Genomic DNA, 17494 nt, shown 5'->3' on the forward strand with positions numbered 1-17494 from the left:
GGCGGGTCGGGCCGGGGCGTACGCAGGGGGTGTCGGGGGCGGTGGCGAGGCTGAGGGCGGCGTTCGGCGGCACGGAGGGCGGGGCCGGGGGAGCGGCGGCCGTACGCGGGCCCGCCGAAGCCCGCACGTCCCGTCCCCGGAGTCCGGGGCCATGACCGGGCCGACCCGGGACCCCGGCGTCCTCCCCGACCCCTATGCCCCCTACGTGCAGTACGCGGCCACGCGCTCGGCGTGCCCCGTGCAGCCCGTGCCCGCCGGCCCCGCGGGGCGCGCCAACTACCTCGTGACCGGCTACGCCGAGGCCCGCGAGGCCCTCGCCGACCCCCGCCTCTCCAAGGACACGGCCGCCTTCTTCGCCGGCAAGGAGTCCCGACGCCGCCTCCACCCGGCGCTGGCCCACACCATGCTGGCCAGCGACCCGCCCCGGCACACCCGGCTGCGCAAGCTGGTGACCAAGGCGTTCACGACGGGGGCCGTCAGGGAACTGCGTCCGTTCATCGCCCGGGTCACCGACGAGCTGCTGGACCAGTGGCCCGTCGGCGAACCGGTCGACTTCGTGGCCCGCCTGGCGGTGCCGCTGCCGGTCATCGTGATCTGCCGGCTGCTCGGAGTGCCGCGGGCCGACCGGCCCGCGGTCCAGCGCTGGTCCGCGGAGCTGTTCGCGGCGGGGGAGCCCGAGGTCATCGACGCGGCCTCGCACGCGTTGGCCGGCTACATGACGGACCTCGTCGCCGCCAAGCGGCTCAGCCCCGGCGGCTCGCTGCTGGACCGGCTCGTCTCGGCCCGGGACGGAGAGGACCGCCTGAGCGAGGAGGAACTGGTCTCCCTGGCCGTGCTGCTGCTCGTGGCCGGACACGAGACCACCACCAACGCGCTCGGCAACGCCCTCCTGGCGCTGCTCCGGCACCCGGCCGCGGCGGATCGGCTCCGGGCGGATCCGGACGGGATCCCCGCCGCGCTCGACGAACTGCTCCGCTTCGACTCGGCGGTGAGCACGGCCACGTTCCGCTTCACCACCCGGCCCGTCACGCTCGGCGGCACCGAGGTCCCGGCGGGTGTCCCCGTGCTGGTCGCGCTGGGGGCGGCCAACCGGGACCCCGCCCGGTTCCCGGCGCCGGACCGGCTCGACCTGGACCGGGACGCGGCCTCCCATCTGGCGTTCGGGCACGGTGTCCACCGCTGCGCCGGCGCCCCGCTGGCCATGGCCGAGCTGGAGATCGCCCTGCGGGCGGTGCTGACCCGTTTCCCCGCGATCCGCCTCGCCGTACCCCCCGACCGCCTCCAGTGGCGGCGCACCCGCCTCGTCCGCGGCCTGGCCGCGCTCCCCGTCACGACGGCTCCCGATTGATCCTGATCGCCGTCCCCTCCGGGGTGAAGGCGTCGTGGAAGGTGAAGGCGTGCGGCGCGGAGTCGTGGTCGTGGAGGTGCGTCAGCCGGGAGACCCCGTCCTGCCAGGTGGGTATCGCGCCGTCGGACACCCACCAGGCCACGTGGCTCGGGTGTCCCGTCTTCTCGAACCAGTCGAAACGCCGGTTGAGCGCCGCACGGTGCAGACCGCCGTAGACGGCGTCGAAGGCGGGGCGCAGATCGGTCCAGAGCGAGAGGGTCGCGGCCAGGGCGGTGGTCTCCGGCGTACGGCCCTTCTCGTACCAGGCCGGCACGGCGAACTCTCCCCACACACCCCAGTCCGCGTCGAAGAGCACGCCCCGGCCGGCTTCCGCCGGTTCGGCGTGAGCGAGGTACCCGGGCTGCTGACCGATCGTCCGGTAGACGGCCTCACCCCGGTCGTAGAACTCGCGCGTGAGCGGTCCGGGATCGGCGAGGGGTGACTTCAGGACGCCGAACGTGTACAGCGCGAGGTGGGGCATACGTCTCTCCCTGTGGGGGGTGGATGCTTTGATCGGTTCGGTGGCTTGCGACCGGGGCGATCGCCGGAGGCAGCGAAGGTAGCTGCCTCGGCGGGCCGTGTCGAAGTTGCGATTTCCCGCTCAACGTGGCTCCCTGCGAAGGCCCTTGCGGGCGCGGGCAGGGCGCATGGCACGATGCGGCGGTGATCACCTCCCCCGTCCCCCTGTCGTTCCCGCCGGCCGCCTGGCCGGGATGAACAACCCGTGCTCGCTCTTGATCGGCTGGGGCGACGTGGACCTCAGTGGCGGGAGTGCCGAGATCGTGTACTGGGTCCTGCCGGAAGTCCGCGGCAGGGGCACCGTGGTCGAAGCCACGAAGCGTGTCAGCCAGTGGGCGTTCGATGACCTCGGACTGCACCGGCTGCGGCTGTGTCACGCGGTGGCGAACCCGGCGTCGTGTGCGCAGCGCCCTGCTGCACGAGGACGGATGGCACGACGAGCACCTGCACGCCCTGGTTCACGGGGACACCTGATCCTGTGCCGGTCGAGCCCTCCCGTCACCGGACCAGGCGCGGCGGCCGGTGGCCGAGGCGAAGCCCAGCCAGGTGTGGCGGTTGTTCCACCAGCACCACCCCACCTTGGGGGCGTCGCGCCGTTCGCGGCCGTCCCGCCCGGTGCCGTTGCTGATCCAGATCGCCGGAGTGCGGGCGTCGAGGCTGCCGTTGGCCCTGCGCAGCCGGGAGCCGATGGTCATGAAGCAGTGGTTGCGCTCCAGCACCTCGGGCCGTTGCAGCAGCCAGTGGATCCCCTCGGTCAGCACGAGGGGGGTGCGGGCTTCCTCGTCGAGGGAGGCCAGGGCCTCCGCCGGGCTCCAGTCGGCCATGTGGTCACCGCGGTCCAGGCCGGAGACGAGGTAGACGGGTGCGTCGGGCAACGCGAGGGCGTGGGGTGCGAAACGGTCGACGTCGGTCATGTCGGTGACGACGAAGCCCGGCTTTCCCGCGTGGCGCAGCAACGGTGCGAGTACGGAGGCGGGCGCCCGGTCCGGGTGGAGGGCGAGCAGCGCGCTGCCGTCCCCGGGCTCGGTGCGCTCGGCGAAGGCACGCAGCTCGGCGCCGGAGATCCCGGTGAGCCGGGGCACGCCGAGCCCGACGAGGCGCTCCGCCTGGGCGGCGAGCGGCGGAAGCGGACGTGGGGGTGCGGCGGCAGAGGTTTCGGGCATGAGCACGGGCACGGTACTCCCTCGTGGGTGATCGAAGCAGCGGCCCCGCGCCAACGAAAGGGCCCGCCGGATCGTTCCCGTACGGGCCCACGGACCACCGGCCCACGGTCGACCGGCCAGGCATCCGGTAGCGTCCGCTCCGTGGCATGTGTCTTCCGCGCGGCGAAGCCCGGACCCCGGTGAACGCGGTCTTCGAGTCCGTCCGGTACGCGGCCGGGTGCCCGGACTGCGGTGCGGAGCTGGAGTGCTGGGGTGTCCAGGCCCTGGTGGAAGGCTCCCTGCGCTGGGACACGGAATCCAGCTGCCCGTCCTGTGGGTTCGCGGTGGCCGTGTGCGGTGGGGCGGTGCCCGACGGGCTGCGGGAGCGGCTGCTCTCCGAGCACGGGCCGGCCCTCCTGCGGGTGGACGCGTCCGCGGGGAACGCGGCGATCATGAGGGTGCTGCGGGCGGAACTCGGCCTCGGTCTGGCCGACGTCCGGTCCGTGCTGGGCGAGGTCGTGGCGGGGGCGTATGCGGGCACGATGCCCGAGGTGGAGTACCTGGCCCGGAAGCTGCGGGCGGCGGGCATCCGGGCGGTCGCCGCCCGGCGTCCGGTGCCGGGCCCGCGCGCCGAGGCGTCCGGCACGGCCACCGGTCCTGCGGCGGCGGTCGGGTCCTGATCACGCCGAGGGGCCGGGGGAGGAGGCGTGCGTCCGTACCGGATCCAGACGCAGCTCGTGCGGGCCCATGCAGTCCGCGGCCAGGGTCGCCACCCGCGTCCCGCACGCGCACGCCATGTTGGGGCCGCCCGTGCCGAGCGGTCCGCAACAGCCGCGGTGGATGCCCAGGGAGCCGGACAGCCGCAGGCCCGGTACGTCCTCCGGGTGCACGATGACCGAGTTCCTGGGCCCCGTGGGCACCATGTCGGTCATGCCGGGCGGCATGAGCGGCGCCCGGTCCGTCGGCACGGACGCCGCGGCGGTGCCCGGGGCCGTGAACGGGGCGCCCCAGGGTTCGGGGTCGACGGCGTAGCGGCCCCGCGGGACCGTCGACGGCGCGCCTCGCCCGTCGTGGCCGCGGACGTCCGGAACGCCGGGCAGTTCCCGCAGGTCCGGGGTGAGTTCGGTACCGCACGCGGCGCAGGAGAAGACCGTCATGCGGTCCGTTGTATCCCGTGACGGCCTCGGTTGCGTACGTCCTTTCCCGGCCGGTGGCCGACCGCCCGGCGGCGATGTCCGTGCCGTATGGGAGCGTTTGCTTTGTGGCCGACACGGGCGACGCACGGACCGGCGTGGAGCAGGCGCACCGGCACCGCCCGCGACCGGCTGACCGGTGACGGTTGCGGCGAACCCGCCCAGCGGGTAGCCGTTCGCCCGCCCCGTTCCTGTCGGCCGAGGCGATCCCGCACGGCGGTGTCGGCCGCCACGACGGACACGAATGCGGCGGCCGGCCGGGAGGAAGAGCCGTGCTTGGCCTGTTCATGACCATGCTCGGCCTGATCTCATGCACCGACCGCCCGCCGTCGCCCAGCGAAAGGCACTCCGGCCGATGCTTCCCACCCCGCTCCACGTCGTCAACGAAGGCCTGGCGTTCCTCATGGAGCTGGCCGGGCCGGCCCTGCTGGCCTGGTGGGGGTGGTCCACCGGCCAGAACACCGCCGTACGGATCCTGCTGGCCGTCGGCGCCCCCGCGCTCGCGGCCACCGCCTGGGGCCTGTTCGCAGCACCCAAGGCGACCTTCGCCGTCCCGCTCGTAGCCGTACTCGCCGTGAAGGCCCTCTTCTTCGGCTCCGCCACCGCCGCCCTCTACGCCCTCGGCCGCACCCAGCCCGCCGTCGTCTTCGCCGCGGTGGCCGTCGCCAACACCACCCTCGCGGAACTGGACCGCCTGCACCGCGCCTGACGCCGGGCGGGGCCGGCTACCGGGCCAGGTAGCCGCCGTCGACGGGGAGGATGCTGCCGGTGACGAAGGAGGCGGCGTCGGAGGCGAGGAAGGCGATGGCGCGGGCCACCTCCTCGGGCTCGCCGAGGCGGCCGAGCGGGTGCAGGGTCGCCATCTCGTCGAGGTACTCGGGGCCCCCGGGCTCGTCCGCGAGGCGCTGGACGCGTTCGGTCCGGATGGTGCCGGGGGCGACCGCGTTGACCCTGACACCGCGCCCGGCCCACTCGACCGCGAGGTGCTTGGTGAGCCCCGAGGCGACGAACTTCGCGGGCCCGTAGGCGGCTTGGCGGGCCTGGCCGGCCAGGCCGGAGATCGAGGAGACGCACACCACGGACCCGCCGGTCGCCTGCCCGGCCATCTGCGCGATGGCGTACTTGCAGGAGAGGAACATCCCGCGGCCGTCGACGGCCATCACCCGGTCCCAGTCCTCGGCGCTGGTCTCCAGGAGCCCCGAGAGAGGCAGGATCCCGGCGTTGGCGACGAGCACGTCCAGGCCGCCGCCCGCCGTCACCGCGGCGCCGGTCATCCGCTCGGCGTCCTCGGGCCGGGAGACGTCCCCGGTCACCACGGTCACCTCGTACGCGTCACCCCGGTCGGCGCAGTCCCGGCGCAGCGCGGTCAGCCCGGCCGTGTCCAGGTCCGCGGCGGTGACCCGGGCGCCGAGCCGGGCGAAGAGGGCCGCGGTGGCCCGTCCGATGCCGCTGGCGGCGCCCGTGACCAGGCATGACCTGCCGGTCAGATCGACCAGTTCTCCGCCAGCCCGCACGGCGCACCGCCTCCGCTCGCCCCGGACCGGGTCCCTCCCGGCCACCGGCCCCCCAACGAGCGCCGGGCGGCCCGGGTTACGTCCGGACGGCTCCCCGGGTTCCGCCGGAGCGGCCGCCCGTCACGTCCGACCGGCCCCCGTCACGCCCGGGTGGCTGCGGCGTCCGGCTCCGGGGCCAGGGCCAGGAAGTCGTCGTGGGTGCGCACCCGCACCCCGGGCCGGTCCTCCGCCAGCGCGGCGATCATCGCGGCGGCCAGCCGGCCCGCGGGCACCGGCCGGTAGGGGCGCGCGGGCCCGGCCAGCAGCGGGCCCAGCACGGTCGCGGCGGTGCTGCCGAGGCCCTCGCCCGGGCGGTGCGAGGGGCGGCGTCCGAGGATGAAGGAGGGCCGGAAGAACTCGGTCTGGGGGTAGCCCAGCGCCGTCACCTCCGCCTCCATGTCCCCCTTGACCCGCAGGTAGAAGGCCCGGGATCCGGATCCGGCGCCGACCGAGGAGACGACGGCGATCCGCTCGGCGCCCGCGTCCCGGGCCAGCGCGGCGACCCGTACGGTGTGGTGCTGGTCCACCTCGCGGAAGGCCTCCTGCGAGCCTGCCTGCCGGATCGTGGTGCCCAGTGCGGCGTACACGTCGGTCCCGCCCGGCCGCCCGTCCGGCACGTCGTCGGCCGCGAGCTTGGCGAAGTCCACCACCCGGGCGTCCAGTCGCGGGTGGACGAGGCCGAGCGGGCGGCGGGCCAGCACGGTGACGCGGTCGTAGCGCGGGTCGCGCAGCAGCCGCGCCAGCAGTTGTCCGCCGACCAGTCCGGTGGCTCCGACCAGGAGCGCGCTGCGGGTCACGGGAGTTCCTTTCCGCCGCCGGCGGCCGGCCCGCCGGAATCCCCGCAGGATGCCACATCCGTACGGGCACACCGGCGGGCCCGGTGCGGGCCGCTGGGCTACGGCCGCGGCGGCGCGTAGCCGCGGGTGCGGACGAGGTCGTGGGCGAGGCGGGTGAAGGCGCGGGTGGCGGCGCTCTCGTAGGCGCCTTCACGGTGCAGGAGGGTGACGGTGCGGGCGGGCAGGGGCGGGTCGAGGGGGACGGGGGTGAGGTGGGGGTGGTCGTGGGTGACGGCGTCGGGCAGGACGGTCGCGAGCGGGGTGCGCCGGACGATTTCGGTGAGGGCCTGGATCGAGTTCGCCTCGACCGTGATGCGGGGCCGGACCCGCTGACCGGCGAAGTAGGCGTCGATGTGGGCGCGGGTGGTGAAGTCGGCGCTGAGCAGGGCGAGTTGCTCGTCCTTGAGGGCGTCGGCCGGCAGGGGTCCGGGCAGCTCCCGGGCGCGGGCGGCGCCGGTCACGAGGCTGAGGGTCTCCGTGAACAGCGGGGTGGCGGCGATCGAGGGCGGGTGGGGCCCGGCGAAGGCGATGCCGAGGTCGAGGTCGCCGGCCAGCAGGGCCGCTTCGATGCGGTCCTGGGGCATCTCCGTCAGGGTGAGGCCGATGCCCGGGTGGAGGGTGTGGAGCTCGGCGGTGAGCGGGCCGATCAGGTAGGCGGTGAAGGTGGGGGTGAGGCCCAGGTGCAGGTGGCCGCGGGAGAGGTCCTTGACGTCGTGCACGGCGCGTTCGGCGGCGGCCAGGTCGCGCAGCGCGCGGCGGGCGTGGTCGGCGTAGACGGAGCCGGCGTCGGTGAGCCGTACCGTGCGGCCGGAGCGGTCCAGCAGCTGCACGCCCAGGGTCCGCTCCAGCTGTCTGATCTGCTGGGAGAGCGTGGGCTGGGAGATGTGGAGCTCCTCGGCGGCGCGGGTGAAGGTGCCGTGTTCCGCGACGGCGAGCAGGTAGCGCAGGTGACGCAGTTCGAGGGCGGCCATGGGACTCACTATAGATGCAGCCAATAGCCTCTAGGCCCAACAGCTCTTGGACACTATAGGTACAGGTCATGCAGGGTGGATGTCACGAGCCCACCACCCGAAGGGAGTGACCGTGCAGGACCTCATCGAAGGCGTCGCCCGTTTCCGGCGGAACGTCTTCCCGGCCAAGGCGGAGCTCTTCGCCCGTCTGGCCACGCAGCACAGCCCGCACGCCCTGTTCATCGGCTGCTCCGACGCCCGCGTCGTCCCCGAGCTGATCACCGGCACCGAGCCGGGCGACCTGTTCGTCGTCCGCACCGCCGGCAACCTGGTGCCCGCCTACGCACCCGGCGCCGACGGGGTCGCGGCGAGCATCGAGTACGCGGTCGCCGCACTGGGAGTGCGGGACATCGTCGTCTGCGGTCACTCCGCCTGCGGTGCGATGACCGCCCTCGCCCAGGGCCACGACCTCAGCGGTGCCCCGGCGGTGGCCGACTGGCTGCGGCTCGCCGACGCCTCGGTGGCCCGTACCGCCACCGGCGGCGACGTCCCGGCCCTGGTGCGGCAGAACGTACGCGCCCAGCTGGCGAACCTGGCCACCCACCCGTCGGTCGCCAGGGCCCTGGCGGAGGACAGGCTCACCCTGCACGGCTGGGTCTACGACATCCCCACCGGCCGCGTCGACGACCTCACCGCGGCCTGACACCCACCCACCCCCACCCGAACACCCCCGAAAGGACGTACCGATCATGGTGCAGGCACAGTTCACGCAGACCGCCCGTGAGGCCCTGGCCGACGAGGCCGTGGCGGCGAAGACCGCCAAGAACCTGTCATGGAAGCAGATCGCCGAGGCCTCCGGCCTGTCGGTGGCCTTCACCACCGCCGCCGTCCTCGGCCAGCACCCGCTGCCGGAGGCGTCCGCCAAGGCCGTCGCCGACCTGCTGGGCCTGGACGCGGACGCGGCGCTGCTCCTGCGGACCATCCCGGTCCGCGGTTCGATGCCGAACCGGATCCCGACGGATCCGACCATGTACCGCTTCTACGAGATGCTCCAGGTCTACGGTACGACGCTGAAGGCCCTGGTCCACGAGGAGTTCGGCGACGGGATCATCTCCGCGATCAACTTCAGGCTCGACGTGAAGAAGGTCGCCGACCCCGAGGGCGGCGAGCGCGCGGTCATCACCCTCGACGGCAAGTACCTGCCGACCAAGCCCTTCTGACCTCCGCCGGGCCCCGCCCGTCCCGTCCCGCGGCAGCCGCGCCGAGGGCGATGCGCCGGAGCGGTGCCAGGGCGTAGCCGGCCGTCACGTACCCGGCGGCGGCCGACGGGGGTACGAGGGCGGCCAGGACGAGCGGCGCCGACGACACCAGGGGGTCGTCGGGCAGCCGCAGGTCCGCAGCCGGGCACGGCGACGGTCCGCCGTCCGCCGGTACGGGGCAGTCGGCGGGGCCCAGTACCACCGGACCCGCCGACCACAGGTCGAGGACGGACGCGCTGCCTTCGGTGACGGCCTGCCGTGCCAGCAGGAGGCCGACGGCGCACAGCACCGTCCCGGCCAGCAGGAACACCCCGCCGAAGAGGCAGGCGAGACGCAGCCGGGTGACGGGAGGACGCGGCCGCGCGGGCCGTTCCCGCCCGGGGCGACGGCCTCGGAGCCGGACGGACATCGGCACTCCCCCCTCAAGCCGTGACGGTCCCACTCTTCCCCAACTCCCCTGAGCGGCGCGTCAACACCACCCGGTATTGAACACGTTCAAGGGCTCTGTCAGGATGACCGTACGAGCGGACCGCCGGTCACGGGCGGGGTCCGCCGCGCATGCCCGTGTGCCCGTGTGCCCGTGTGCCCGTTCCGCCGCGCCCCGGAGGCCAGCCGCATGATCTTCGCTCTGCTCCTGCTCGTCGCCTTGGGGCTGGCCGCCGCCATCGTGCCCGCCGTCCTCGTCGGGTTCGGGTACGTGGTGGCGAGCCGCAGGCTGCCCCTGTGGGCCAGGAGCGTGCTGCTCCCGGTGTTCGCCGTCGCCTCGGCGCTGCTGTGGCCGTGCCTGGCGGGGAGCGGCAACTACTGGTGGCCGGCGGCCGTGGTGCTGTCGGCGGGCACGATGTGCGCCACCGGCCTCGTGCTCCTCCTGCACGAGGCCCAGGGCCGGCACCGGCCCCGCCACCACGCCGGCTGGCCGGGCGCCTACCCCTCCGCGGGCCCGGTCGGATGAGCGGGGCCGTAATCCCCGGGGCCACGCCCGTCACCGCCGCGGCGAAGCGGCCGCTGGCCGTCGCGGTGGCGCAGCCGAGGTGCACGGCTCACGACGTCACGGCCAACGCGGTGGCTCACGCGGAGGCCGTCCGGGCGGCGGACGCCCGGGTGGTGGTCTTCCCCGAGATGTCGCTGACGGGGTACGACCCGGCCGCGGCGCCGCTCGTCCCCGGCGACGCACGACTGGCTCCGCTCGTCGCCGCGTGCGCGCGGACGGGAACCCTCGCCCTGGCCGGCGCGCCGGTGCCGGGCCCGCGCATCGGCGTCCTGGCCGTGGACGGCGCGGGCGCGCGGGTGGTGTACGGGAAGGTGTACCTGCACAGCAGCGAGGCGGCCCACTTCGTGCCGGGGGAGCCCGCCGTGGTCGAGGTGGACGGGTGGCGGCTCGGGCTCGCCGTCTGCCGTGACACCGGTGTCCCCGAGCACGCCGCGAGGACGGCGGCGCTGGGGATCGACGGTTACGTGGCGGGGGTCGTCCACGCCGGCCACGAGGCCGGGCTCCACGGCGAGCGCGCCCGCCGGGTCGCGGCCGAGCACGGGGTGTGGGTCGCCATGGCGGCCTTCGCGGGTCCGACCGGTGGTGGCTTCGCCCGTACGTCGGGCCGTTCGGGCATCTGGTCCGCCGGCGGGGAACTGCTCGGGGAGGCGGGCGCCGCCCCCGATGAGATCGTGCGGGTGGTCTTCGCCGGGTGAGCGGGCGCCGGGCGTGCGTGTCCCGCCCGCCGCCGGGGCGGGCGGGACCGCGCGGTGCCGCTACCGGGAGACGGCGGCGCCGGTCACGCGGCGCTGACGTTCTCCGCCTGGGGGCCCTTGGGTCCCTGGGTGACGTCGAAGGTGACCTGCTGGTTCTCCTGGAGCTCACGGAAGCCCGTGGAGTTGATCGCGGAGTAGTGGACGAAGACGTCCGGCCCGCCGCCGTCCTGCGCGATGAACCCGAAACCCTTCTCCGCGTTGAACCACTTCACCGTGCCCGTCGCCATACCTGTTCTCCTTGCCACGATCACAGAGCACGGGCGATCACCAGCACCCTGCCGAAACAACGAACTCCCCGACCGCTCACGCAATACGCGATGCGCAACCGCGCTTCGCGGCGGCCAGGACTGCCGGGAAGAAGGTACCGGATCAGCGGAACATCGCCGGTGGATCCGTCACGGCGCGGCGGGGGGAGACGTGCCCCGCGCGGTACTACCGTCGGGGGAGTGACGGGAACCCCTGCCGACCACCTGTGGTCGGAGTCCATGCCGGCGGCCTACGAGCAGTACCTGGTGCCGGTGGTCTTCCGGCCCTTCGCCGAGGACCTGGCCACGAGGGCGGCGGCACTCCGCCCCCGCCGCGTCCTCGAACTGGCGGCCGGAACGGGCGTGCTGACGTCGCACCTGATCGCGAGGGCGCCGTCGGCCGAGGTGACGGCCACCGACCTGAACGAGGCGATGGTCGCTCTCGGGTCGGCCCGGGTCCCGGGCGCGGTGTGGCGGCAGGCCGACGCCCAGCGGCTGCCGTTCCCGGACGGAGGCTTCGACCTGGTCGTCTGCCAGTTCGGTGTCATGTTCTTCCCCGACCACGTCGCGGCCTTCGGCGAGGTCCGGCGGGTCCTGGCCCCGGGCGGCCGGTTCTTGTTCAACACCTGGGGGCCGCTCGGGACGCACGCCTTCGAAACCGCGCTGCAGGCAGGGCTGGAGCGGGCCTTCCCGGCCGACCCGCCGCGGTTCTTCCCGACGGTTCCCCACGGCTACGCCGACCCGGCCGTGGCGGCCGCCGATCTGGCGGCCGCGGGGTTCGCCGTCGAGGAGCAGCGGGAACTGACGCTCCGGGGCCGGTCCGAGTCGATCGCCGACCTGGCGACCGGATACCTCACCGGGACGCCCGTTCGCGCGGCCGTGGAGGAGCGCGGCGACGGGGAGGCCGTCCGGGCGACGGTCATCGAGGAGATGACGGCCCGCCTCGGTCCCGGGCCGGTCACCGCGCCGATGACGGCGTACGTCTTCCGCGCCGCGGCCTGAGGGCCGCCGGACGGGTGAGCGCTCCGCCCGGACGGGGCGGCGGGGTCAGGCGGGACGAGGCGGCCGGCCCGGGGCGGCCGCCGCGCAGCGGACGCACGTCGTCGTGGCCGGGCGGATCTCCAGCCGCTCGGGCGCGATCGCCCCGCCGCAGGCTTCGCACCGCCCGTACGCGCCGCGTTCGAGCCGGTCGAGTGCCAGCTCCAGCTCTTCCAGGTGCGCGCGGGCCTGCTGCATCAGGGACGCCACGTGAGCCCGCTCGAACGCGGTCGTGCCGCCCTCGGGGTCGTGCTCGTCGTCGACCGCGATCAGGGCGTTCGCCGCGACGATTCCCTCGAAGTCGCGGCTCAGCGCCGCCAGCCGCGCGAGCGTGTCCGCACGGTCGGCCGCGAGGCGTCCGCGGGCGGCCTCGACGGCGGACGGGCCGGCGGTCGGGGCGGCGGTGTTCGAGGCGGGGCCGCCCCGGCCGTCCGCCCGCGCCTCACCCGTGCTGTCCATGCTGCGGCAACACCGTTACGCGGTCCCCGATTCCCCGGGCCGGTCCGGCGGCCACCTCTCACGGCCGGGCCGGCCGTCCGCCGTTTCGTCCCCCACCCGGCGGGCAGCCGCGCCGTGGAGAACGGGAGTCCGACGAAAGGAAACGGTTCCATGATCAACTCAGCCTCCGTGCTCGCGACGAGCGCCTCGGGAACCGCCTTCGCCTCGGCGGCCGGTCTGATCGTCGTCGTCCTGCTCATCGGTGCCGTCTGGTGGGGCATGAAGCGGCGCGCCGCCGAGCCGAAGCCGCCCACCACGGCCGAGCAGCCCCGACGGCCGGCCGGTGCCGGGCGTCCCGAGCAGAGCCGCGAGGCCGAAGCGCAGTCGTTCCCGTCGGACGGCAGCCGTCGGACCGCGCACGAGCTGAAGGGCTACGGCAACTTCGGCTCTCCCGAGGACGAGCGGCCGTGACCCCGGCGCGGCCCGGGCAGCGTCAGCGGTGGCGCGCCGTCAGCTGGCCCTGGGCGTAGGGGTCGGCCTCGGGGGCGTAGGGGCCGCCGTGAGCGGCGAGGAGGTCGGTGATCCGATGCCATTCCGCCAGGGCGGCCCTGGTGGGCGCGTCGGCCTCGGCCGGGTCGCCGACGCCGTCCAGCAGGCGCTCCAGCACTGCCGCCGCCTCGTGGTGGCGCATGCCGGTGGCCTCGTCCCGCACCCGGTCGCGGGCCTGGGCCTCACCGGGCGACGGCTCGTGCGGCTCCAGCGCGGCCTCGACGACGGCCTCGGTTCCCTCGGACATGGTGCCTCCCTCTCCCTTGCCTGCGGACCCCCTCTACCCCGTCGACGGGCCGGCAACCAGGCGCGGGGAGCGGGGGCCTGATGGAGCAGCCTCGGCTGCGGAACCGCCTCGGGGGTGGTGGCATCGGTGGGATGAGAGACCCCTTCGGCTGCGAAGAGCCGGCCCTCCTGGCACGTACGGGTACCGCGGACCGCGCCGAGGCACGCCGTACCGTCGCTTCCCGCGCCACCAGCAGTGAGGACCTGGAGATACTGCTGGACATGCTCGGCCTGAAGGAGGCGGACGACCCGCCGGCCGACCGGGCCCGCTGAGCGCGGGGCGGCCGGGCACCGGTGCCAGACTTGAGGGATGGACGACGACCGGCAGCCGGACGGGCACCAGGGCCGGCGCCTGGAGGAGGTCATCCTCGACCTGTTGGACCGTCGGGGACCGGACGCGACGATCTGCCCCTCCGATGCCGCGCGGGCGGCGTACGGAGGAGGGGACGACGGCTGGCGCGCGCTCATGGAACCGGTCCGCCGCGCCGCCCGGCGGCTGGTCACGGCCGGCGCGGTGGAGATCACCCAGGGCGGCCGCCCCGTCGAGCCGGAGCGGGCCCGCGGCCCGGTCCGCATCCGGCGCGCCCGCTGACCCGCCGCCGCTGCCGCTCCGGGAAGAGGTCCCGGACGGGTGGTGTCGGCGGGCCGCGGCGGGGCAGGCGAGGCGGCGGGGCAGGGACGCCCCGGCCGCCGGCGACCGTCGGCGGCACGATCCGAAGCCGAAGCCAAGGAGCTTGCTGATGTCGCAGGTCAAGCAGTCCATCGAGGTCGACGTGCCGGTGACGACGGCCTACAACCAGTGGACGCAGTTCGAGTCGTTCCCCCGGTTCATGGAGGGCGTGGAGCGGATCGAGCAGCGCGGCGACACGCTCACGCACTGGGTGACGAAGGTCGCCGGGGTGGAACGGGAGTTCGACGCGGAGATCATCGAGCAGGTCCCTGACACGAAGGTCGCCTGGGTGACCGTGGGCGGTGAGACCGAGCAGTCGGGCCTGGTCACCTTCCGGCCGATCGATCCGGCCCGTACGGAGGTGACACTGAGGATGGACTTCGACCCCGAGGGGATGGCGGAGAACATCGGCGACAAGCTGGGCTTCGTCGACCGGCAGGTCAAGGGCGACCTGAAGCGGTTCAAGCACTTCATCGAGGACCGCGGCACGGAGACGGGCGCCTGGCGCGGCAGCGTCTGACGGGCCGGGCCCCCGCCCGTCCGCCGTCGGTCCGCCGCCCTGCTCGCCGGGCGGGCCTCCCGGTCACGCTGAGGGGGAGAGCCGTTCGCGTACCCAGGCGGGATCGGGGTTGGTGCGGGGCGTGCCCGCCACGACGACGGTCGGCACGGTCTCGTTGCCGTCGTTGGCCGCTCTCACCGCCGCGGCGCCCGCCGGGTCGCGCCAGATGTCGACCCAGTGCGCCCGGCGGGCGCTGCGGCCGAGCCGGATGCGCAGGCGTATGCAGTACTTGCAGCCCGGCCGCCAGTAGACGACCGGCCGGCCGTCCACCGCGCTGCGGCGCCGTGCCTCCTCGGCGCTGATCGACTTCGGGAAGACCAGGGGCGAGTTCACGAACGCGAGCGCCACGAACGCGAGCAGGCACACCGCGGCCGTGCCGGGGCTCCCGTCGAGGACCTTCACGGTCGCGACGGCCGAGCCGCTGAGCAGGAGCAGCATCGGCAGGATCCAGGCGCGTGTCATGGTGCCGGATGCTATCGGCGGCCACCGGGCGGACGTGTGCCGGGGGCTACTGCCCCGTGCCGGTGCGGCGTTGCCGGTCGCTGGAGTGGCGGAGGCGGGCGGTTTCGTCGAGGAGGGCGGTGATGCGGTCCGCGAGGCCGGGGTCGCCGGGGCGGACGTGCGGTTCGGCGGCGGTCAGGGGAGCCACCAGGTCGGCGGGGTCATTGCCGGCGAGGGCGGCGCGGACCTGGCCGAGGGAGGCGCGCGCGGGGGCGTCGGGCGGAGTGAGGGCGGTGACCTGGCCGGCGAGTTGGCGCAGGTCGGCGGCGTGGTCGCGGGCCCAGGTGTCGACGGTGCGCTGGGCGGCCCGCGAGTCCCGGGTGGCCTGGACGCGTTGTTCGCCGGTGCTGCCTTCGGGGCCGGGGCGCAGGCGCAGGTAGCGGCGTTCGGCGGCCTGGCGGCTGGCCACGCCGAGGGGGGCGGCGAGGTCGGCCCAGCTCGCGCCGGCGTCCCGCGCGGTTTCGATCAGCCCGCTCTCCCAGCCGGCGAGTTGTTCGCGGACTTCGCGCAGGAGCAGCAGGGCGGCCAGGGCCTCCCGCGGGTCGGTGGGCGCGTTGCCGGCCGGGCCGTGGGCGTCGCCGAGTTCGCGCTCGATGGCGGCCAGGGCGGCCGCGGCCGCGAGGAAGGACGCCGGCGACCCGGCGGGCCGGGGGCCGGGCGGGGGAGCAGCGGGCACGATGCCTCCAGAGGATGTCATCGATGGGATGTCGGTCGCAGTTGTCATCGTTTCGATGACATGTTACAACGGTGGTACGCGAAGCGCACTGGCACCCGATGCAGACCGATCAGGAGGTTCCCATGCTGATGCGCACCGACCCCTTCCGTGAGCTCGACCGCCTCGCCCAGCAGCTGACGGGCCCGGGAACCTGGTCGAAGCAGTCCGCGATGCCGATGGACGCCTACCGCGACGGCGACGCGTACGTGATCGCCTTCGACGTCCCGGGCGTGGCCAAGGACGCGATCGACATCGACGTCGAGCGGAACATGCTCACCGTCAAGGCCGAGCGTCGGCCGACCGTCAAGTCGGACCAGGCCCAGATGGAGCTCTCCGAGCGGCCGCTGGGTGTCTTCTCCCGCCAGATCACGCTGGCCGACACCCTCGACACCGAGCACATCACCGCGGACTACGAGGCGGGCGTGCTGACCCTGCGGATCCCGATCGCCGAACGCGCCAAGCCGCGCAAGATCGCCATCGGTGACGGCAGCGTCAAGCAGATCACCGGCTGACCGGCCGGCCGGCGGCCGCCCGGCTCCCAGCGGCCAGCCCGGACGGCGGCCGGGGCGGACCGGCACCCGGCATCCGGTTCCGCGGCATCCGGCACCACCGGCATCCGGCTCACCGGCGCGCGGCTCACCGGCGCGCGGCGCGCGGCTCACCGGCATCCGGCACCACCGGCATCCGGCTTACCGGCGTCCGGCTTACCGGCGTCCGGCTTACCGGCGTCCGGCTCACCGGCGCGCGGCGCGCGGCTCACCGGCATCCGGCACCACCGGCGTCCGGCTCACCGGCGTCCGGCTCACCGGCGCGCGGCGCCCGGCTCACCGGCATCCGGTTCAGCGGCATCCGGCTCACCGGCGCCCCGCACCTGGCTCACGGGCGCCCGGCGGAGTGGTGGCGGTCCGGACCGCGGGTCCCGCCGCCGGCCGCGGGCGGGAGGATCCCCCTCCCCTCCTCCCGCCCGCGCCGGACGCCGCAGCCGTCCCCTCACAGTCCGCGAGCAACGCCCCACTTCTGGAGGCACGCGTCATGACCCTGCGCTGGGACGCCTTCATCGAGCGCGTACAAGACCGCGGCGAGTACGCCTCCCGCGCGGAAGCCGACCGCGCCGCCCGCGTGGTCCTCGCCCTCCTGGGGGCCCACCTCGTCGGCCAGGACCGGGCCCGCGTCGCCGCCCGGCTCCCCGAGGCGTACGCGCTGATCCTGCTCAACCCGCTGGAGGCGTACGAGCCGCTGGACCCGCAGCGGTTCGTACGCGCCACCGCCGCGTGGATCGAGGGCGCGACGGAGGCCACCGCCGCCTGGGACGTCAGCGCGGTGCTGAGCGTCGTCGCCGACGCCATCGGCGACGACCTGCTGCAACGAGTCCTCCTCCAGCTCCCCCCGGGCTACGACCTCCTCTTCGGCCGCCCCCGCCCCGCCTGACCCACCCCCGCCGCCCGCGACGAGAAAGGCAGCAGTCCCGTGTACGACCAGGCCGAACTCCGCCGGCCCGCCCCCGCGATGACGTACGAGCAGTTGCTGGAAGAGGTGCGCCACGAGGGCGCCTACCCCGACACCGCGCGCGCGGCCGAAGCCGTCCACCGCGTCCTGGCCGGCCTCGGCCGTCGGCTCACCGGTGACGAACGGGTCGACCTGGCCGCCCGGCTGCCGACGGAGGCCGCCCTCGTCCTGACCGCCCAGGTGCCCGCCTTCGACGAGCTGACCGGCTGGGGCTTCGTCAAGGACCTGGCCAGCCGCGCCGGGACCAGCCAGGCCGTCGCCCGCTGGGAGACCGGCGCCGTCCTCGCCGTCGTCGCCCGCCTGGCCGGTCCCGACCTCCTCGCCCGCGTCCTGCGCAGCCTCCCCAGCGGCTACGCCCTCCTCTTCGGCCAGGCCGACCTCACGTCCGGCCTCAGCCGCTGAC

Annotated in this window: 27 protein-coding genes and 1 pseudogene; 16 read left to right on the plus strand and 12 right to left on the minus strand. The window is 74.9% G+C overall.

Annotated features, from left to right (window positions below; all coding sequences use genetic code 11):
* Window positions 1–151 precede the first annotated feature (151 nt).
* The gene (locus WDV06_RS05370; protein ID WP_395508460.1) at window positions 152–1348 is read left to right on the plus strand and encodes a cytochrome P450 family protein; all 1197 of its coding nucleotides are present in this window, start codon (window positions 152–154) and stop codon (window positions 1346–1348) included.
* Here WDV06_RS05370 and WDV06_RS05375 read toward each other — a convergent pair.
* Window positions 1329–1868 (minus strand): DUF3291 domain-containing protein, encoded by a 540-nt coding sequence (locus WDV06_RS05375; protein ID WP_395508461.1) that lies wholly within the window; start codon window positions 1866–1868, stop codon window positions 1329–1331. The genes WDV06_RS05370 and WDV06_RS05375 overlap by 20 nt on opposite strands.
* A 232-nt stretch (window positions 1869–2100) precedes the next feature.
* On the opposite strand from WDV06_RS05375, the pseudogene WDV06_RS05380 reads away from it, so the two are divergent.
* Window positions 2101–2247 (plus strand): annotated as a pseudogene (locus tag WDV06_RS05380) (GNAT family N-acetyltransferase); the annotation flags it as partial.
* A 117-nt stretch (window positions 2248–2364) separates the two neighbouring features.
* Here the strand turns inward: WDV06_RS05380 and WDV06_RS05385 are convergent.
* On the minus strand, window positions 2365–3069 hold the full coding sequence (locus WDV06_RS05385) for a DUF5701 family protein (RefSeq protein WP_395508462.1): 705 nt from the start codon (window positions 3067–3069) through the stop codon (window positions 2365–2367).
* Between the two features lie 146 nt (window positions 3070–3215).
* Between WDV06_RS05385 and WDV06_RS05390 the strand changes: the two genes are divergently transcribed.
* Window positions 3216–3728: a hypothetical protein gene (locus tag WDV06_RS05390; protein WP_395508463.1), complete on the plus strand. Its 513-nt coding sequence runs from the start codon at window positions 3216–3218 to the stop codon at window positions 3726–3728.
* Here the strand turns inward: WDV06_RS05390 and WDV06_RS05395 are convergent, their stop codons facing one another.
* Window positions 3729–4205: an LIM domain-containing protein gene (locus tag WDV06_RS05395; RefSeq protein WP_395508464.1), complete on the minus strand. Its 477-nt coding sequence runs from the start codon at window positions 4203–4205 to the stop codon at window positions 3729–3731. It lies immediately after the preceding gene.
* A gap of 391 nt (window positions 4206–4596) precedes the next feature.
* Between WDV06_RS05395 and WDV06_RS05400 the strand changes: the two genes are divergently transcribed.
* Window positions 4597–4950 carry a YrdB family protein gene (locus tag WDV06_RS05400; protein WP_395508465.1) on the plus strand — a complete coding sequence of 118 codons (354 nt, stop codon included), beginning with the start codon at window positions 4597–4599 and terminating at the stop codon, window positions 4948–4950.
* Window positions 4951–4966: 16 nt separating this feature from the next.
* On the opposite strand, the gene WDV06_RS05405 is transcribed toward WDV06_RS05400, so the two are convergent.
* The 3 genes from WDV06_RS05405 to cynR form a co-directional block, all read right to left on the minus strand.
* A complete protein-coding gene (locus tag WDV06_RS05405) occupies window positions 4967–5755 on the minus strand; it encodes an SDR family NAD(P)-dependent oxidoreductase (RefSeq protein ID WP_395508466.1) in 789 nt (262 codons plus the stop codon).
* 140 nt (window positions 5756–5895) lie between these two features.
* Window positions 5896–6591, minus strand: coding sequence for an NAD(P)H-binding protein (locus WDV06_RS05410; protein WP_395508467.1), 696 nt, complete (start codon window positions 6589–6591; stop codon window positions 5896–5898).
* Window positions 6592–6689: 98 nt separating this feature from the next.
* Window positions 6690–7601 carry a transcriptional regulator CynR gene (gene cynR, locus WDV06_RS05415; RefSeq protein ID WP_395508468.1) on the minus strand — a complete coding sequence of 304 codons (912 nt, stop codon included), beginning with the start codon at window positions 7599–7601 and terminating at the stop codon, window positions 6690–6692.
* Window positions 7602–7713: 112 nt separating this feature from the next.
* Here cynR and WDV06_RS05420 point away from each other — a divergent pair, with 112 nt between their 5' ends.
* Window positions 7714–8283, plus strand: a complete 570-nt coding sequence (locus tag WDV06_RS05420; RefSeq protein ID WP_395508469.1) for a carbonic anhydrase — start codon at window positions 7714–7716, stop codon at window positions 8281–8283.
* 46 nt (window positions 8284–8329) lie between these two features.
* The gene (gene cynS / locus WDV06_RS05425) at window positions 8330–8800 is read left to right on the plus strand and encodes a cyanase (RefSeq protein ID WP_395508470.1); all 471 of its coding nucleotides are present in this window, start codon (window positions 8330–8332) and stop codon (window positions 8798–8800) included.
* Here cynS and WDV06_RS05430 read toward each other — a convergent pair.
* Window positions 8760–9248: a hypothetical protein gene (locus WDV06_RS05430; protein ID WP_395508471.1), complete on the minus strand. Its 489-nt coding sequence runs from the start codon at window positions 9246–9248 to the stop codon at window positions 8760–8762. The two genes, cynS and WDV06_RS05430, sit on opposite strands and share 41 nt — an antisense overlap.
* Before the next feature lie 207 nt (window positions 9249–9455).
* Here WDV06_RS05430 and WDV06_RS05435 point away from each other — a divergent pair, with 207 nt between their 5' ends.
* Complete coding sequence (locus tag WDV06_RS05435) at window positions 9456–9791, plus strand: hypothetical protein (protein WP_395508472.1); 336 nt, start codon at window positions 9456–9458, stop codon at window positions 9789–9791.
* Entirely contained in the window at window positions 9788–10525 is a 738-nt protein-coding gene (locus WDV06_RS05440) for a carbon-nitrogen hydrolase family protein (RefSeq protein ID WP_395508473.1), read from the plus strand. The genes WDV06_RS05435 and WDV06_RS05440 overlap by 4 nt, the downstream gene beginning before the upstream one ends.
* An 83-nt stretch (window positions 10526–10608) precedes the next feature.
* Here WDV06_RS05440 and WDV06_RS05445 read toward each other — a convergent pair whose 3' ends face one another.
* Window positions 10609–10812, minus strand: coding sequence for a cold-shock protein (locus WDV06_RS05445; protein ID WP_395508474.1), 204 nt, complete (start codon window positions 10810–10812; stop codon window positions 10609–10611).
* A 258-nt stretch (window positions 10813–11070) separates the two neighbouring features.
* On the opposite strand from WDV06_RS05445, the gene WDV06_RS05450 reads away from it, so the two are divergent.
* Window positions 11071–11832 carry a class I SAM-dependent methyltransferase gene (locus WDV06_RS05450; RefSeq protein WP_395508562.1) on the plus strand — a complete coding sequence of 254 codons (762 nt, stop codon included), beginning with the start codon at window positions 11071–11073 and terminating at the stop codon, window positions 11830–11832.
* Between the two features lie 45 nt (window positions 11833–11877).
* On the opposite strand, the gene WDV06_RS05455 is transcribed toward WDV06_RS05450, so the two are convergent.
* The gene (locus WDV06_RS05455; protein ID WP_395508475.1) at window positions 11878–12327 is read right to left on the minus strand and encodes a TraR/DksA family transcriptional regulator; all 450 of its coding nucleotides are present in this window, start codon (window positions 12325–12327) and stop codon (window positions 11878–11880) included.
* A 150-nt stretch (window positions 12328–12477) separates the two neighbouring features.
* Here WDV06_RS05455 and WDV06_RS05460 point away from each other — a divergent pair, with 150 nt between their 5' ends.
* On the plus strand, window positions 12478–12777 hold the full coding sequence (locus tag WDV06_RS05460) for a DUF6479 family protein (protein ID WP_395508476.1): 300 nt from the start codon (window positions 12478–12480) through the stop codon (window positions 12775–12777).
* 22 nt (window positions 12778–12799) lie between these two features.
* Here WDV06_RS05460 and WDV06_RS05465 read toward each other — a convergent pair whose 3' ends face one another.
* Window positions 12800–13102 (minus strand): hypothetical protein, encoded by a 303-nt coding sequence (locus WDV06_RS05465; RefSeq protein WP_395508477.1) that lies wholly within the window; start codon window positions 13100–13102, stop codon window positions 12800–12802.
* Window positions 13103–13233: 131 nt separating this feature from the next.
* On the opposite strand from WDV06_RS05465, the gene WDV06_RS05470 reads away from it, so the two are divergent.
* The 3 genes from WDV06_RS05470 (at window position 13234) to WDV06_RS05480 (ending at window position 14330) form a co-directional block, all read left to right on the plus strand.
* The gene (locus tag WDV06_RS05470) at window positions 13234–13413 is read left to right on the plus strand and encodes a hypothetical protein (RefSeq protein ID WP_395508478.1); all 180 of its coding nucleotides are present in this window, start codon (window positions 13234–13236) and stop codon (window positions 13411–13413) included.
* 37 nt (window positions 13414–13450) lie between these two features.
* Complete coding sequence (locus WDV06_RS05475; RefSeq protein ID WP_395508479.1) at window positions 13451–13732, plus strand: DUF3253 domain-containing protein; 282 nt, start codon at window positions 13451–13453, stop codon at window positions 13730–13732.
* A 148-nt stretch (window positions 13733–13880) separates the two neighbouring features.
* Window positions 13881–14330 carry an SRPBCC family protein gene (locus WDV06_RS05480; RefSeq protein ID WP_395508480.1) on the plus strand — a complete coding sequence of 150 codons (450 nt, stop codon included), beginning with the start codon at window positions 13881–13883 and terminating at the stop codon, window positions 14328–14330.
* A 63-nt stretch (window positions 14331–14393) separates the two neighbouring features.
* Here WDV06_RS05480 and WDV06_RS05485 read toward each other — a convergent pair whose 3' ends face one another.
* Window positions 14394–14831 (minus strand): glutaredoxin domain-containing protein, encoded by a 438-nt coding sequence (locus WDV06_RS05485; protein ID WP_395508481.1) that lies wholly within the window; start codon window positions 14829–14831, stop codon window positions 14394–14396.
* 46 nt (window positions 14832–14877) lie between these two features.
* A complete protein-coding gene (locus WDV06_RS05490) occupies window positions 14878–15594 on the minus strand; it encodes a hypothetical protein (protein WP_395508482.1) in 717 nt (238 codons plus the stop codon).
* Between the two features lie 74 nt (window positions 15595–15668).
* Between WDV06_RS05490 and WDV06_RS05495 the strand changes: the two genes are divergently transcribed.
* From WDV06_RS05495 to WDV06_RS05505, 3 genes are all read left to right on the plus strand, one after another.
* Window positions 15669–16097: an Hsp20/alpha crystallin family protein gene (locus WDV06_RS05495; protein WP_395508483.1), complete on the plus strand. Its 429-nt coding sequence runs from the start codon at window positions 15669–15671 to the stop codon at window positions 16095–16097.
* A 520-nt stretch (window positions 16098–16617) separates the two neighbouring features.
* The gene (locus WDV06_RS05500; protein WP_395508484.1) at window positions 16618–17013 is read left to right on the plus strand and encodes a DUF2267 domain-containing protein; all 396 of its coding nucleotides are present in this window, start codon (window positions 16618–16620) and stop codon (window positions 17011–17013) included.
* A 39-nt stretch (window positions 17014–17052) separates the two neighbouring features.
* Window positions 17053–17493, plus strand: coding sequence for a DUF2267 domain-containing protein (locus WDV06_RS05505; RefSeq protein ID WP_395508485.1), 441 nt, complete (start codon window positions 17053–17055; stop codon window positions 17491–17493).
* The last annotated feature ends 1 nt before the right edge of the window (window position 17494 follow it).

It is taken from the genome of Streptomyces racemochromogenes, from assembly GCF_044129415.1.
GTDB classification, from domain to species: domain Bacteria; phylum Actinomycetota; class Actinomycetes; order Streptomycetales; family Streptomycetaceae; genus Streptomyces; species Streptomyces racemochromogenes_A.